15 protein-coding genes are annotated in these 15,451 nt (G+C 62.7%); 9 read left to right on the top strand and 6 right to left on the bottom strand.

Annotation, left to right across the window (positions count from 1 at the left end; genetic code table 11):
* Positions 1–84: 84 nt before the first annotated feature.
* The gene (locus G1E_RS18340) at positions 85–1,512 is read right to left on the bottom strand and encodes a mechanosensitive ion channel family protein (protein WP_009681620.1); all 1,428 of its coding nucleotides are present in this window, start codon (positions 1,510–1,512) and stop codon (positions 85–87) included.
* 309 nt (positions 1,513–1,821) lie between these two features.
* Here G1E_RS18340 and ycaC (G1E_RS18345) point away from each other — a divergent pair, with 309 nt between their 5' ends.
* From ycaC (G1E_RS18345) to G1E_RS18360, 4 genes are all read left to right on the top strand, one after another.
* A complete protein-coding gene (ycaC, locus tag G1E_RS18345) occupies positions 1,822–2,451 on the top strand; it encodes an isochorismate family cysteine hydrolase YcaC (RefSeq protein ID WP_009681621.1) in 630 nt (209 codons plus the stop codon).
* Between the two features lie 114 nt (positions 2,452–2,565).
* On the top strand, positions 2,566–2,874 hold the full coding sequence (locus tag G1E_RS18350) for a hypothetical protein (protein WP_009681622.1): 309 nt from the start codon (positions 2,566–2,568) through the stop codon (positions 2,872–2,874).
* 37 nt (positions 2,875–2,911) lie between these two features.
* Positions 2,912–3,730 carry an alpha/beta fold hydrolase gene (locus G1E_RS18355; RefSeq protein ID WP_009681623.1) on the top strand — a complete coding sequence of 273 codons (819 nt, stop codon included), beginning with the start codon at positions 2,912–2,914 and terminating at the stop codon, positions 3,728–3,730.
* A gap of 387 nt (positions 3,731–4,117) precedes the next feature.
* Positions 4,118–5,959, top strand: a complete 1,842-nt coding sequence (locus G1E_RS18360; RefSeq protein WP_009681624.1) for an amidohydrolase — start codon at positions 4,118–4,120, stop codon at positions 5,957–5,959.
* A gap of 120 nt (positions 5,960–6,079) precedes the next feature.
* Here G1E_RS18360 and G1E_RS18365 read toward each other — a convergent pair whose 3' ends face one another.
* Positions 6,080–7,342 (bottom strand): OprD family porin, encoded by a 1,263-nt coding sequence (locus G1E_RS18365; protein ID WP_047149995.1) that lies wholly within the window; start codon positions 7,340–7,342, stop codon positions 6,080–6,082.
* 186 nt (positions 7,343–7,528) lie between these two features.
* On the bottom strand, positions 7,529–8,440 hold the full coding sequence (locus tag G1E_RS18370) for a LysR substrate-binding domain-containing protein (RefSeq protein ID WP_009681626.1): 912 nt from the start codon (positions 8,438–8,440) through the stop codon (positions 7,529–7,531).
* A 191-nt stretch (positions 8,441–8,631) separates the two neighbouring features.
* On the opposite strand from G1E_RS18370, the gene ycaC (G1E_RS18375) reads away from it, so the two are divergent.
* On the top strand, positions 8,632–9,261 hold the full coding sequence (ycaC, locus tag G1E_RS18375; RefSeq protein ID WP_009681627.1) for an isochorismate family cysteine hydrolase YcaC: 630 nt from the start codon (positions 8,632–8,634) through the stop codon (positions 9,259–9,261).
* A 196-nt stretch (positions 9,262–9,457) separates the two neighbouring features.
* Here the strand turns inward: ycaC (G1E_RS18375) and G1E_RS29660 are convergent, their stop codons facing one another.
* Positions 9,458–9,814 (bottom strand): PBECR2 nuclease fold domain-containing protein, encoded by a 357-nt coding sequence (locus tag G1E_RS29660; RefSeq protein WP_009681628.1) that lies wholly within the window; start codon positions 9,812–9,814, stop codon positions 9,458–9,460.
* 851 nt (positions 9,815–10,665) lie between these two features.
* On the opposite strand from G1E_RS29660, the gene G1E_RS27805 reads away from it, so the two are divergent.
* Together G1E_RS27805 and G1E_RS27810 are read left to right on the top strand one after the other, a co-directional pair.
* Entirely contained in the window at positions 10,666–10,944 is a 279-nt protein-coding gene (locus G1E_RS27805) for a type II toxin-antitoxin system RelE/ParE family toxin (protein WP_009681629.1), read from the top strand.
* Positions 10,945–10,957: 13 nt separating this feature from the next.
* The gene (locus G1E_RS27810) at positions 10,958–11,242 is read left to right on the top strand and encodes a HigA family addiction module antitoxin (RefSeq protein WP_009681630.1); all 285 of its coding nucleotides are present in this window, start codon (positions 10,958–10,960) and stop codon (positions 11,240–11,242) included.
* 4 nt (positions 11,243–11,246) lie between these two features.
* Here the strand turns inward: G1E_RS27810 and G1E_RS18390 are convergent, their stop codons facing one another.
* Together G1E_RS18390 and G1E_RS18395 are read right to left on the bottom strand one after the other, a co-directional pair.
* Entirely contained in the window at positions 11,247–13,034 is a 1,788-nt protein-coding gene (locus G1E_RS18390; protein ID WP_009681631.1) for a monovalent cation:proton antiporter-2 (CPA2) family protein, read from the bottom strand.
* 185 nt (positions 13,035–13,219) lie between these two features.
* On the bottom strand, positions 13,220–14,194 hold the full coding sequence (locus G1E_RS18395; protein WP_009681632.1) for a GlxA family transcriptional regulator: 975 nt from the start codon (positions 14,192–14,194) through the stop codon (positions 13,220–13,222).
* A 180-nt stretch (positions 14,195–14,374) separates the two neighbouring features.
* On the opposite strand from G1E_RS18395, the gene G1E_RS18400 reads away from it, so the two are divergent.
* Positions 14,375–14,737, top strand: coding sequence for an AraC family transcriptional regulator (locus G1E_RS18400; protein ID WP_029887800.1), 363 nt, complete (start codon positions 14,375–14,377; stop codon positions 14,735–14,737).
* Positions 14,738–14,809: 72 nt separating this feature from the next.
* Positions 14,810–15,436, top strand: coding sequence for an isochorismate family cysteine hydrolase YcaC (gene ycaC / locus G1E_RS18405; protein WP_009681634.1), 627 nt, complete (start codon positions 14,810–14,812; stop codon positions 15,434–15,436).
* The last annotated feature ends 15 nt before the right edge of the window (positions 15,437–15,451 follow it).

Here is a 15,451-nt window from a genome sequence, read left to right on the forward strand (position 1 = left end):
AATCTCCCACAGGTACTGCATAAGCCCTGAGGCCTGTGCGGTCAATGTGGGAGCTGGCTTGCCGGCGATAGGGCCAGTACAGGCTTACTTGTGCAACCAGCTGAGGAAGCCGCCCTTCTTGATCAGGGCCGGCTTCTGCAGCAACAACGACTCCCGGCTCTGGCGCCGGAACCGCTGCAACTTGCTCAGCGCCGTCTGCACATCGCCACGTTGCGCCAGGCAACTTTTCACCTGCTCTTTGTCGATGCGGTACAGCACGCAGCTGGTCAGTGTACGGAACTCGGCCAGTGACTCGTCTTCGTCGATGATCCCCTCCACCCCCAGCACCTCGCCCGGCCCCATGCGCCCGGCCTCCAGCAGCTTGTCGCCATCGCGCACAGAGGCCGACACCACGCCGCTGCCAATCACCAGCAAATGGTCGGAATGCGCGCCTACCTCCAGGATCACCTGATCCGCCAGGTACTCCACCGCCGTCATGCGCTGGCTCAATGCGTCACGCTCTTCAGCGCTTAGCGAACGGAACACCCGCACCTCGTCCAGCACTTCGCGCTGGCGGCTGCGTGGCGGCATGGCCAGGTCGACGTTCCACATCACCCCGCTCGCCTCCAGGTGGCGGTGCGCCAGGTCGAACAACTGGTTGCGCGCCGCGGTCTTGCCGCCCATGTCGGCAATGAACCCGCTGGCCTCGTACTCCACCGACTCCAGTGTCGAGGCCTTGACCGACACCTTGGGTGCAGGTGAAGCAAGGATCGCGCTGGTACCCTGCAGGGCTTTTTCCAGTGCGTCGAACACCCGCCTGGGTCGCACTTTGGCTGGCACTACCACGTTGATCGACACCCCATGCACATCCGCCGGCCTGCTGTGGTTGAGCAGGCGCGCCTTGGCCGCCACCGAATTGGGGATCACCGCCAGGCTACCTGTGCCCGTGAGCAGGCGCGTGGCCCGCCAGTCGATATCCAGCACCTTGCCTTCGGTGCCGTCGATCGCGATCGAATCGCCAATCTGATAGGGCCGCGTGGTGTTCAGCACGATGCCGCTGAACACGTCAGCCAGCGTGCTCTGCAACGCCAGGCCTATGACGATGGCCATCACGCCCGAGGTGGCCAGCAGGCCCTTGACTGGCAGCTGCAGCACATAGCCTGCGGCCGCGACTACCGCGGCAAGGAAGATCAGCGCCCCCAGCACGTCCTGCAGCAAGCGCCCGCCGTGGCTACCCCGCGCTACCAGCAACAGGCCGAACACCACGGTGACCGTGCGCGCGCCAAACAGCCACCAGCCGATGGCCAATACCGTGGCCATCAGGTTGCGCGGCACATCGTCCGGCCAGGGCGGTGGCTGCAGCGGGCTCATGCCGGCGGCCACCAGCACCGCGCTGAACAACAGGAAAAGCACCAGCCGCATACCGATGCGCCAGGCCCGGTGCTGGAGGGGGATCAACTGCCAGATTACGAGGTCGAGCAGGATCAGGGCAGTACCGAGCAGCAACGGGGACGACTGGATGAACGCCAGCATGGTGGTCTCGGGAGTGAGGGGAGGGCTGTGGGTAGTAATAGAGCAGGTTGGCCGGGCAGGCAATGGGCGCCTGCGTGCGGGTAAACCCGCCCCACAGGCATCGTGCGTAACCTGAGCGAGATGCGGTCCCTGTGGGAGCGGGCAAGCCCGCGAAGAGGCCAGCAAATCCAGCGCCAATCTATCGTTCCCAAAACAGAACGCTAAAGCCAAAAACCGCTATCTACCGCTCCAAAGGTGACGGTTTTAATCTTCACCCATCAACGCGAAACACCCAACTTGCTGAACTTCAAACCCTATGGAGCAACGACCATGACCAACTTCAAATACAACCGCCTGAACAAAGACGATGCCGCCGTACTGCTGGTCGACCACCAGGCTGGCCTGCTGTCGCTGGTGCGCGACATCGAGCCGGATGCCTTCAAGAACAACGTACTGGCCCTGGCTGACCTGGCCAAGTTCTTCAACCTGCCGACCATCCTCACCACCAGCTTCGAACAAGGCCCCAACGGCCCGCTGGTCCCGGAACTGAAAGCCCTGTTCCCGGACGCGCCGTACATCGCCCGCCCAGGCCAGATCAACGCCTGGGATAACGAAGACTTCGTGAAGGCGGTGAAGGCCACCGGCAAGAAGCAGCTGATCATCGCCGGTGTGGTCACCGAAGTGTGCGTAGCCTTCCCGGCGCTGGCCGCCCTGGAAGAAGAGTTCGACGTGTTCGTGGTTACCGATGCCTCCGGCACCTTCAACGCCATGACACGCGACGCCGCCCATGACCGCATGAGCCGCGCTGGCGCCCAGTTGATGACCTGGTTCGGGGTTGCCTGCGAGCTGCACCGCGACTGGCGCAACGACATTGAAGGCCTGGCCGCGCTGTGCTCCAACCATATCCCGGACTACCGCAACCTCATGACCAGCTACAACGCCTTCAACGCCAACAAGTAAGCCGCGGCCGCGGGCACCCTCAGCCGGTGCCCGCGCAGGGCAGCACACTTATCCAATCCAGCGCCCTTTGGCCGTTGCACAGTGGCTGTGGGCAAGCTCACCCAAGGAACGCCGATGAACACCGCACTCCAAGACAACCGCGAAGTGGTGACCGTATGCCTGCAGCACCAGGTGCTCGATAGCACGCCGGGTACCTCGGCCGCGCAACCGCCGCGCTGGAAGCAGGCGCTGCTAACCTACCTGGTGATCTGCCCGATGACCATGGTCGTGCCGCAACTGCTGGCGCCGCTGTTTGCCCGCTTCCCGCAACTGGGGGGCGCGATCACCGGCAACCTGATCGTCAACCTGTTCGTCATTCTGCCCGTGGTGTTCTACATCATGCCTTGGGTGACCCGTCGCTGCGCCAACTGGCTGCGCGGCTGAGCCAGCCCCTGACCTCGATAATCCAGGAGATACCGCTATGAGCACGTTCGTTACCCGCGATGGTACTTCGATCTACTTCAAGGACTGGGGCACCGGCAAGCCCGTGCTGTTCAGCCACGGCTGGCCGCTGAATGCCGACATGTGGGACACGCAGATGGAGTTCCTGGCCAGCCGCGGTTACCGCGCCATTGCCTTCGATCGCCGCGGTTTCGGGCGCTCGAGCCAGCCATGGAACGGCTACGACTACGACACCTTCGCTGATGACATCGCCCAGCTGATCGAACACCTCGACCTGCGTGAGGTGACCCTGGTGGGCTTCTCCATGGGCGGCGGTGACGTAAGCCGCTACATCGGTCGCTACGGCACCGAGCGGGTCGCCGGGCTGGTGCTGCTGGGCGCCGTTACGCCGGTGTTCGGCAAGCGTGACGACAACCCCGAGGGTGTCGACCTGTCGGTGTTCGAAGGTATCGTGGCTGGCCTGCGTGCCGACCGGGCGCAGTTCATCGCCGACTTCGCCGCACCGTTCTATGGCATCAACCATGGGCAGCAGGTATCCCAAGGCGTGCAGACGCAGACCTTGAACATAGCGCTGATGGCGTCGCTCAAGGCCACCCTGGATTGTGTGACGGCGTTCTCCGAAACCGACTTCCGGACGGACATGGCCAAGGTCGATGTACCGACGTTGGTGATCCATGGCGATGACGACCAGATCGTGCCGTTCGAGACTACCGGCAAGCAGGCGGCGGCGCAGATTCGTGGGGCTGAGCTGAAGGTGTACGCCGGCGCGCCGCACGGGTTTGCCGTGACTCATGCGCAGCAGCTGAATGAGGACCTGCTGGCGTTCTTGAGTCGCTGAACAAGCCGGGGCCGCTTTGCGGCCCCAACCGCCGGCAAGCCCACAGGGGCTGTTCAGGGCTCAGAAGCTGTGAAGCCCTTGTGGGCGCTGGCTTGCCGGCGATGGGGCCAGCCCTGGCAACACAAAACTTGATCAGGGCTAACCTTCAACAGCCCCACCGCACATCCATCCAAGCCTTGCCCCTGTATCGGGCGGCATGCTCTGCAGTCGCGCCTGCCGCCGCCGCGCCCAGAGACGGAGAACACCATGCCCCAGGACCGCCACGACAAGACTCGTCGCCAGTTCCTCGCCAGCAGCACCGTACTGGGTGCTGCCGGCGCGCTCTGGTCTGCATTGCCCTTCACCGGCGCCGCCGGTTCCGCTCACGCATCCACCCAAGGAGGTTCCATGACCGCCGACCTGATTCTGTTCAACGGCAAGCTGCACACCGTTGACCGCGAAAAGCCCACTGCCACCGCCGTCGCCATCAAGGACGGCCGTTTCATCGCCGTGGGCAACGACGCCGAGGCCATGGCCCACAAGGGCGCCAGCACGCAAATCGTCGACCTCAAGCAGCGTACGGTCATTCCCGGCCTGAACGACTCGCACCTGCACCTGATCCGCGGCGGCCTGAACTACAACCTGGAGCTGCGCTGGGAAGGCGTGCCGTCGGTGGCCGATGCCCTGCGCATGCTCAAGGACCAGGCTGCGCGCACGCCTACCCCGCAGTGGGTGCGTGTGGTGGGTGGCTGGAACGAGTTCCAGTTCGCTGAAAAACGCATGCCGACCTTGGAAGAAATCAACCAGGCTGCACCCGATACGCCGGTGTTTCTGTTGCACCTCTACGACCGCGCCTTGCTCAACCGTGCCGCACTCAAGGCTGTCGGCTACGACAAGAGCACCCCGAACCCGCCGGGTGGCGAAATCCAGCGTGACAAGTTCGGCAACCCGACGGGCATGCTGATTGCCCGCCCGAACGCGATGATCCTCTACGCCACCCTGGCCAAAGGGCCGAAGCTGCCGCTGGAGTATCAGGTCAACTCGACCCGCCAGTTCATGCGTGAGCTGAACCGCCTGGGCCTGACCAGTGCCATCGACGCTGGCGGCGGCTACCAGAACTTCCCCGACGACTACTCGGTGATCCAGGAGCTGGCCGACAACAACCAGCTGACAGTGCGCATTGCCTACAACCTGTTCACCCAGAAGCCCAAGGAAGAACTGGACGACTTCAGGAAGTGGACATCCAGCGTCAAGCTGCACAGCGGTACCGACTTCCTGCGCCACAACGGCGCTGGTGAAATGCTGGTGTTCTCCTCCGCCGACTTCGAGGACTTCCTCGAGCCGCGCCCGGACCTGCCGCAGACCATGGAAGAAGAGCTGGAGCCGGTGGTGCGCCACCTGGTCGAGCAGCGCTGGCCGTTCCGCCTGCATGCCACCTACAACGAATCGATCACGCGCATGCTCGACGTGTTCGAGAAGGTCAACCGCGATATCCCGTTCAATGGCCTGCCGTGGTTCTTCGACCACGCCGAAACCATCACCCCGCAGAACATCGAGCGCGTGCGTGCGTTGGGCGGCGGCATCGCCATCCAGGACCGCATGGCCTTCCAAGGCGAGTACTTCGTCGACCGCTATGGCGCCAAGGCTGCCGAGCAGACCCCGCCGATCAAACGCATGCTGGAGATGGGCGTGCCGGTCGGCGCGGGCACCGACGCTACCCGCGTGTCCAGCTACAACCCCTGGACCTCGCTGTACTGGCTGGTCAGCGGCAAGACCGTTGGCGGCATGGAGCTGTACAAGGAAGGCCTGGACCGCGAGACCGCGCTGCAGCTGTTCACCCAGGGCAGTGCCTGGTTCTCCAGCGAGCAGGGCAAGAAGGGCCAGATCAAGGTAGGCCAACTGGCCGACCTGGCGGCCTTGTCGTTGGACTTCTTCAGCGTTGATGAAGAAGCGATCAAGGGCATCGAATCGGTGCTGACCATTGTCGATGGCAAGGTCGTGTACGGTGCCGGCGAGTTTGACCGCCTCGGGCCACCGCAGGTGCCGGTGCTGCCGGAGTGGTCTCCAGTAGCCAAGGTGCCGGGGCACTGGCGCGTGGGTACGCCGTCGCTGGCGGCAGCCGTGCACCAGTGTTCGGGGCCGTGCGGGGTGCATGCGCACAGCCATGACAAGGCGCGCAAATCGAGTGTGCCGGTCAATGACTTCCAGGGGTTCTGGGGGGCGCTGGGCTGTTCGTGCTTTGCTTTCTAAGCTGATGTGATGTCGAGAAGAAGGGGCCGCGCGGGTAATGCCTGTCAGTCAAGCGTTACTGGGGCTGCTTTGCAGCCCTTCGCGGGCACGCCCGCGAAGGGTCGCGCTGAAAGCCCGACTTTAGAAGCTACCTTTGAGCGGGTATTCGATGATCAGGTAGAGGCGGTCGATGTCATCGCCGCCCTGGGCCTGGTTGGCACGGTGGCTGACGTGGGAGAATGACAGGCTCAGGTCCTTGGCGGCACCGGATTGCACCACGTATTTCAGGTCTATGTCGCGCTCCCAGTGCTTGCCGCCGTTGCCGTACTGGTTCACATAAGCCCCGTTTGCCGGGGCATGGCTGCCATCGATGTTGCGGCCACTGACGTAACGGCCCATCAGGCTCAGGCCGGGCACGCCCAGGGTGGCGAAGTCGAGGTCGTAGCGCAGTTGCCACGAGCGCTCGCCAGGGCCGTTGAAGTCGGCGTACTTGATCGAATTGGCCAGGTAGATGGAGTCGCCACCGACGAAGTCGAACGGAGTGTCGCCCTCGACTTTCTGATAGGCCAGGCTCAGCGCCTGGGCACCGAAACGGTACTTGGTCAGCAGGCTGTAGGCGAGCGTGTCGATCGCACCGGCGCTGGCGCTACCGATGTCACGGGTGTGGTAAAGGTTGCCGTCCAGGCGCCAGTTGCCTTCGGTCAGGTTCAGGTTGAGGTAGGCCTGGCGCCAGGTGTCTTGCAACTGCCCGGCATATAACGCGCCGCCGAACGGGCCAGATGGCGCGAAGCTGGCGCCTGCCAGGCTGATGGCGCGGTTGTGGGTGGTGGCGCCGTAGCCGCTGAAGTCGTCGTGGGTCGAGCTGTTGTCCTGGTTGTTGAAGGCGGTGAAACGCCCGGCCTGCAGGCGCCAGTCGGACAGGTCATTGTTCTCGACCAACCAGCCGGTGGCGTATTCGGGGTGCAGGCGTTTGTCGCCGGTGTCGAACACCGGGGTTTCAACCATCATTTCCCCGTAGCGCAGCTGGGTGTTGCCCAGGCGCAGCTTTAGCGCGGCGCCGGCGCTGGAGTAGTCGGATTCGGCGCGGCCATCGCTGTCGCGTGGCAGCAGGCCGGTGCCGGCGTGGCCGCGACCGCCGTCGAGCTTGAGGCCGAGAAAGCCATGGGCGTCGATACCGACCCCGACCGTGCCCTCGGTGAAGCCCGAGCGGACCTCGCCGATGAAGCCCTGGGCCCACTCCTGGCGGTAGTTCTGGCCACTGCCGGAAGGTGAGCGAAAGTCGCTGTGCAGAAAGTAATTGCGGCTGAGCAGCGCCCAGCCGGGTTCAGCGGCCTGGCTGAGTGCCGGGCACAGGGCGAGGGTGGCGAGTAGGGCGCGGCCTGGTCCGTGGGTGGCGCGGATCATGGGGGGGACTCCGGCGGATGATCCGGGAGTGTGGGTGAAGGATAGGCCAGGGGTCTTGTAAGGGTGTGCTGGGGGATTTGGTTTGCCTGTACCGGCCTCTTCGCGGGCGCGCCCGCTCCCACAGGGTCTGAGCCCTGTGCGGTACCTGTAGGAGCGGGCATGCCCGCGAAGAAGCCAGCTCAGGACTCAAGCCATGTCGCTGATCGCAAACTCCTCAGCCAGATGATCGATCAACGCCCGCACCGAAGGCAGCAACCCACGCCGCGACGGGAATATGGCATGCACGATGCCACAGCGCGGGTGCCAGTCCGGAATCAGCTCCACCAGCCGCCCCGCCGCCAGGTCCTCGCGCACCGCCACCCGCGGCAAGTGCGCAATGCCGACCCCGGCCACCACGAAATGGCGCAAGGCAAACAGGTCGTCGGTCACCATGCGTGGTTTGTGCGGTATGACGATGCTGCGGCTGCTGTCTTCACCCCGAAACAGCTCCCACTGGTACTCGCGCTGGGCGCTGCCCCAGTGCAGGCTGGGCAGCGTGCTGAGCAACTGCGGGTCGAAACCTTTGGGCAACTGCTCCAGGTATTGAGGTTGGCCGACCAGGCACTGGGTGCTGTTGCTCAGCACCTTCATCACCATGTCGGTGTTTTCCAACGGTGGAAAACGCACCCGCAAAGCGATGTCGAAGCCCTCGTGCAGCAGGTCGACGCGGCGGTTGGTACTTTCGATGAACTGCTCCACCTGCGGGTACTTGAGCATGTAGCGGGTCAGCATCGGCCCGACCCAGGAATTGAGCAGGGTGGTCGGGCAACTGATGCGCACCAGCCCGCGCGGTTCGCTGCGGTTGCGCTCGATGATCTCCGCCGCACCCTCGGCCTCCACGCGCATGGCCAGGCAGCGGTTGTAGTAGGCCTGGCCGATCTCGGTGAGCGAGCAATGGCGGCTGGTGCGGTGCAGCAGGCGCACGCCCAGGCGCTCCTCCAGGTCGGCGATGCGCCGGCTGAGCTTCGATTTGGGCATGTCCAGCGCCCGGCCTGCCGGGGCGAAACCACCGTGCTCGACTACCTGGGTGAAGTAGTAGAGGGAGTTGAGGTCTTCCAATGATCGGTCTCCGGGTTTGGCTTGCCGGCGATAAGGCCAGCACAGCCCCTACACAGCCATCGTTCACGAAACGGAACGCTAAAGCCAGATTCTGCTGACTACCGCCACAAAGGTGATGATTTTAATCTGTGCCCATCAACGCGAAACACCCCGAATAGCTGAAAAATTCATAAACCTTTGGAGCGCAGACCATGAGCAAATTCACCTACAACCGCCTGAACAAAGACGACGCCGCTGTACTGCTGGTAGACCACCAGGCTGGCCTGCTGTCGCTGGTGCGTGACATCGAGCCGGACAAGTTCAAGAACAACGTCCTGGCGCTGGCCGACCTGGCGAAGTTCTTCAACCTGCCTACCATCCTCACCACCAGCTTCGAACAAGGCCCCAACGGCCCGCTGGTACCCGAGCTGAAGGAGCTGTTCCCGGACGCGCCGTACATCGCTCGCCCCGGCCAGATCAACGCCTGGGACAACGAAGACTTCGTCAAGGCGGTGAAGGCGACTGGCAAGAAGCAACTGATCATTGCGGGTGTGGTGACCGAGGTGTGCGTGGCATTCCCGGCGCTGTCGGCGCTGGAAGAGGCGTTTGACGTGTTCGTGGTGACTGATGCTTCCGGCACCTTCAACGAAATGACCCGCGATGCGGCGCATGACCGCATGAGCCAGGCCGGTGCGCAGATGATGACCTGGTTTGGCGTGGCCTGTGAGCTGCACCGTGACTGGCGCAATGATGTGGAAGGGCTGGCGGCGCTGTGCTCCAACCACATTCCGGATTATCGGAACCTGATGACCAGCTATAACGCGTTGACTGCGGGTAAGTAACAGCCAGTAACTTGGTGGAAGGGCTCCACTGAGCGCCATCGTTGACTTGATATAGAAGTGTTTGTTAGCGTTTCAGTTGAGCGCGAAACCAGCTGCCATTCAGCGGCAACAGTTGGCGTAGGAACCCCGCCGATGGCTGAATCATCAGCGTCGGGTGAGACCTCCACACCCCGGCTTGAGGGTGTGTATATGAATATCAAGCATGCTTACAGGGCCACTGGTGACAGTGGCCCTTTTCTTTGCCTGACAGGAATGTGTACCGCTTGTACAGCAGCTTGCCGTGGCGATGTTTGTTCAGCGCTTTCGCATCGCATTGCATGAAATTCCACAGCATTTTGCCTTTGTTGAGGACTACGACCACCAGCATCTGCCGCTTGGTTTCATACACGCCTATGAAGGCCAGCCTGTTTGTGTCATTGGTATATGCCACCTGCCACACTTCAAATGGTCCGATCAGGGTATCGAGGGCGACTTTGACATAGCGCTCCCGGGCATCCTGTCGCTTCTCGACGATGTGATGGATGCAGCTACGCTGAATCAGGATGTCACCCATCGGGCTCCTGATGACTACCCGGCTGGCATCTTTTGTCCCTAAGCCCAAGTGTTGCGCAGCAAGTTCGACTGCGGCGTCATGTGACTCGGCAGCTGTTAGTAATTCGATAGCCTGGGCGCGTAGTTCGCGCAAGCGTTTTGAGGTCGGGCAGCTTTTCGTCAACCCAATTTTTCTGGCGCTTGCTCTCGGCGACTTTCGCGGTTGGGTGGTTGGGGCTCAATGAGATACCTGGCTGCGATAGGTGCCGCTGACGCGGTGACGGCGAAGTGAGCCTAGAGAGAAGGGTTGCGGCGAACAATCAGACGCGGGGTGACGCGCCGTGTAGGGTGTTTTCTATATTGAGGCTGAGCAGGCCAGGCACCTCGGCCTGCTCATGGCGGCTGTGATGCCCTTCAACTTGCGGGCTGCGACTCGATACCCTCCAGCAATGCTTTCAACCAACCCTCCTGCCATTTCAACTGCATTCAGGTTGCCCCAGAACAGGCTGTTGCCGGTTTCGCCCAGGTGTTCCAGGGCTTTGTAGCCACAGCCGTAAGCGCCCCGCGGCTACACGCGCACAACTGCCATTACGGCAGCCCTTTATCACATCCGGGTTTCCATACCCGATCGCTGAACCGACAGCGACCCGGTGATCGTCAGGAGACAGGATGAGGGCGTTCAGAGCCCCCAGATAGGCGAGTGCCCCATTCCGCTTTGGGCAATTTCTGACAGTGAAAAAGGATGGCATGACGGCGCCATTGAGGAACGTCGAGAGCAAACTGGGCAACCCGGAAATCCTTCAGGAGTAACCCTATGTTCCGCTCCACTGCCAGCTTGAAAGGTGTAAGGCATGACCTTACACTAACCCTTCAATGATCAGAAGTTTCAGGCACAAGGGCCTGAGGCTGCTCCATCAGCAACGTGACACATCTGGGGTGCGTGCGGATCATGTCAATCGCTTGCGGCGTTTGCTTGCTTCCCTTGACGTAGCAAAAACGGCTTCAGATATGAATCGCCCTGGTTATCGTCTTCATCCCCTGCATGGAAAGCTGGAAAGCTTTTGGGCGGTGAATGTTTCGGGTAACTGGCGCCTCGTGTTTCGCTTCATTGGTACCGATGTGGAGCTTGTTGACTATCTCGATTACCACTAAGGAGGCCTCAGCCATGCCTATGTTTGATCCTCCCCATCCCGGGGAGTCATTGCGAGAGGATGTGTTGCCCGCAATTGGAATGAACGTCTCTGAGTTAGCTCGTCACCTGGGCTACTCACGGGGGCAGTTATCCACGGTGCTCAATGGGCGTGCCGCAATATCTGCCGATCTTGCTTATCGACTTGAATTGGCTGGCCTCGGTCCTGCCCGGCAGTACCTTGCCGAACAGGCGGCCTACGATCTTTGGCAAGCGGCCCACCGTGAGCATCCTAAGATAGAGCGGTTGATATTTGCCTGATTGTTCAGTCCGCATCCGAATCAAACAACCGCTCCAACTCAACCCGCGCCTCCTTGGCCGTTTGCATCACCTTGGCCCGGTCATCGCGGACCTGCCCCTGGGCCACCAGCACTTCTTCGTCATGCTGGGTGAACCGTCCAATCCGGTCCGCCGCCTGCTCATCGCTCAAACCCAGCCCCACCAGCGCGCGGCGGGTCATCTCCAGGCTGGAATAGAACGTCTCGCGGATTGGCTCGGCACCGACATCCGCCAACTTGTGCACATGCTGGCGGTTGCGCGCACGGGCCAGCACTTTCAGGTGCGGGTACAGGCGCTTCACCCGCTCAGCTGTGTGAATGGCAGCTTCAGGGTCATCGATGGTGATGATGAAGTACTCCGCTTCACCCACCTTGGCGGCATGCAGCACTTCCGGGCGCAGCGGGTCGCCGTAGAACACCGGCACCTGCTCGAACATACGAGTCATCTCGATGGCATCGACCGAGGTTTCCAGGGCAATGAACGGGATCTTCTGCGCGCGCAGGATGCGTGCAACGATCTGACCCATACGCCCCATGCCGACGATTACCGCCCGAGGCGTATCCGCCTGTATCTGCTTGTATTGCTCAGGCACTTCACGCGCAAGTTGCGGCCGCTTGAGGGCGCGGGCGCAGGCAATCATCAGCAGCGGGGTAATGGCCATCGACAGGGTGATGGTCATCAGCAGCAGGTCGTAGGTCTGGGTGTCGAACAGGCCCTGGTCCTTGCCCAGCTTGAACACCACGAAAGCGAACTCGCCGCCGGCCGCCAGCACCATGCCCAGGCGTAGCGCGCTGGCGCCGCTCAGGCCACCGGCCAGGCGGCCAACGCCAACCAGCAGCACCAGCTTCACTGCCACCAGCAGCAGGGTCAGGCCCAGCACCACCAGCGGCATTTCCAGCAGCAGCCGCAGGTTGGCACCCATGCCGACACTGATGAAGAACAAACCCAGCAGCAGGCCCTTGAAAGGCTCGATCTGAGATTCCAGCTCATGGCGGTACTCCGAGTCCGCCAGCAGCAAGCCGGCGAGGAAGGCACCCAGCGCCATGGAAATGCCGGCTTCCTCCATCAACCAGGCGGTACCGATCACCACCAGCAGCGCAGTGGCGGTAGACACCTCTGGCAGGCCGGTGCGGGCCACCGTGCGGAACACCGGGCGCAGCAGGTAGCGGCCGCCGACGATCACCACGGCGATGCTGGCGAAGATCTGCAAGCCGTGTTGCAGGCTGTCGCCGTGGCTGGTGTCCGGCCCGCTGGCGGCCAGCAGCGGCACCAGGGCGATCAGCGGTATGGCGGCGATGTCCTGGAACAGCAGGATGGCGAAGGCCAAGCGGCCGTGCGGGGCATTGAGTTGCTTGCTTTCGGCCAGGCTTTGCAGGCCGAGGGCGGTGGATGACAGCGCCAGGCCAAGGCCGAGCACGATGGCCGCAGGTAGCGCCTGACCGAAACCGAACAGGGCAATGGCGCCGATCAGCATGCCGGTCAGCACCACTTGGGCGGTACCGACGCCGAACACTGCCTTGCGCATCAGCCACAGGCGTTTGGGTGACAATTCCAGGCCGATGATGAACAACAGCAGCACCACGCCCAGCTCGGAAATGTGCGCCACGCTTTCGGTATCGCGGATCAAACCCAATGCCTGCGGGCCAATGACCACACCGGCCAGCAGGTAGCCAAGCACGGCACCTAGTTGTAGGCGCTTGGCCAAGGGCACGGCAAGGACGGCAGCGAGCAGAAAGATCACCGCGGTTTGTAGAAGGCTGCCTTCATGTGGCATGGGCTCGTACTCCATGAGCTGCCGGGGCAGCGTTCGAACAGGTTGGCGGACAATTCTGAGGGCCGGGGTGGCGTTAGACAATCTGCCATCGGGGAGAAAGATTGTCCTGAAAAATGAGACAACCGGTGCAGCCCCTGTGGGCGCGGGTTTCCCCGCGAAGCGGCCCGCACAGGAAACACACTGACTCAGGCCCCACCAAACTGTGCCCGATACTGCGCCGGCGTCATGCCAATCCGTTCGCAGAACACCTTGCGCATGTGCCGGTCACTGCCAAACCCGCACTGCGCCGCCACCACCTTCAATGGCAGGTCGCCGCATTCGAGCAACTGGCGGGCGCGGTCGATGCGCGCATTCTGCAGGTATTGCAGTGGCGTAATCCCCACCTCGCGCTGAAACGTGCGGGCAAAGTTGCGCCCGCTCATGGCCACCAGGTCGGCCATTTTCTGCACGGTGAAGGCCTGCTCGATATGATCGACGATGTATGCCTGCACCCTCGCCACTGGCGAGTCGTCGCGTGGCACTGCCGCCAGCAGCGGCCCATACGGCGTTTGCCCTCCTTGCCGGTGGCGCGCCACCAGCAGCACCTTGGCCACTTCCAGGGCCAGTGCCTTGCCGTGGTCTTCGGCGATAACTGCCAGTGCCAGGTCAATGCCCGCCGTGATGCCGCCAGACGTGATCAGGCAGCGATCGATGACATAGATCTGCTCGGTTTCCACCTTGGCCGCGGGAAACGCCTGCGCCAGGCGCTCCACGTAGTTCCAGTGGGTGGTGCAACGGTAGCCGTCCAGCAGCCCGGCCCGGCCCAGCAAAAATACCCCGGTACAAATCGCCCCGAACCGCTTGGCACTGCGCACGGCCTGGGGTAGCCAGCGCTCGAGCACTGGCAGCGCGATGTTGTAGGCGCCAGGGCCACCGGGCACCAGCAGCAGATCCACGGCGGCAGGCAGGTCTTCCAGGCGTAGGTCGGCCACCACCTTCAGCCCGCACGAGCCACGCACCGCCGCCTGCCCCTCGGCCAGGGTGAGCAACTGGTAGCGCCGCTCGGCCGGCAGGAAACGGTTGGCGATGGCGAATGCATCCATAGGCCCCGTCACGTCCAGCAACAGCACATCGTTGAACAGCACCATGGCTACGGTGCGGTGGGCGGTTTTTTCCTGCATTGCTTTTCTACCTTGAATCCTGGGTGCGGCTGACGGCCTGTAACTGAATATGAAACGCATCTTATGGTAGCGGCAAACCCGCCAGGGCCAGCACCGCACAATTAAGAACAATTCAGCTTTGACTCAGGACTTTGTCATGTGCCGGGGGTGAGACTTTCCCTACTGAACAGGAGAGTCGCCATGCACGACGGGACGCCTCAAATGCCGCTGCAACCCCCTGGGGCCCTGACGCCTGCGCGGTTGCGCCTGGCCAAGGAACTGATGCTGCGCAGCTCGCTGTCGATCATCGAGATCGCCGGCCTGTGCAACCTCACACGCAGCCATTTCTCCCGAGCTTTCAAGGTCAATACCGGGCTTTCGCCCCAGGCCTGGCGCCTGCTGGCACGCATGGAAAAGGCCAAGCGCCTGCTTGCCACCGAGGCGCCCATTACCCACGTGAGCCTGGAATGCGGGTTCTGTGACCAAGCCCACTTCACGCGTGCCTTCAGCCGCCTGGTCGGCCAGCCGCCGAATGCGTGGCGCCAGGCCCAGGCCTATTCTTAAGCCGGAGCTATTCACGGGTATAGCCCCCTGCGGGTAGTACCGCGCCGCTTTTCCAACCGAGGAGTCACCCCCATGAGCCAACCCGATTACAAGCGCCTGAACAAAGACGACGCCGTGGTACTGCTGGTGGACCACCAGACCGGCCTGATCTCGCTGGTGCAGGACTTCGCCCCCAACGAGTTCAAGAACAACGTGCTGGCCCTGGGTGACCTGGCCAAGTTCTTCGGCCTGCCGACCATCCTCACCACCAGTTTCGAGCAAGGCCCGAACGGCCCGCTGGTGCCGGAGCTCAAGGCCATGTTCCCGGACGCGCCCTACATTGCCCGCCCAGGCCAGATCAATGCCTGGGACAACGAGGATTTCGTCAAGGCGATCAAGGCGACCGGGCGCAAGCAATTGATCATTGCCGGCGTGGTCACCGACGTGTGCGTGGCCTTCCCGACCCTGTCGGCGCTGGCGGAAGGTTTCGAGGTGTTCGTGGTCACCGATGCCTCGGGCACCTTCAACCCAACCGTGCAGCAGGCAGCGTGGGTGCGCATGACCCAGGCGGGCGCGCAGATGATGAACTGGTTCTCGGTGGCCTGTGAGCTGCACCGTGACTGGCGCAACGACATCGAAGGGCTGGGCAACCTGCTGTCGCAGCGCATACCCAACTATCGCAACCTGATGAACAGCTATGCGGCGCTGACGTCGCGCTGATTCAGCCCTGAACCG

The organism is Pseudomonas sp. TJI-51 (assembly GCF_000190455.2).
GTDB lineage: Bacteria > Pseudomonadota > Gammaproteobacteria > Pseudomonadales > Pseudomonadaceae > Aquipseudomonas > Aquipseudomonas juntendi.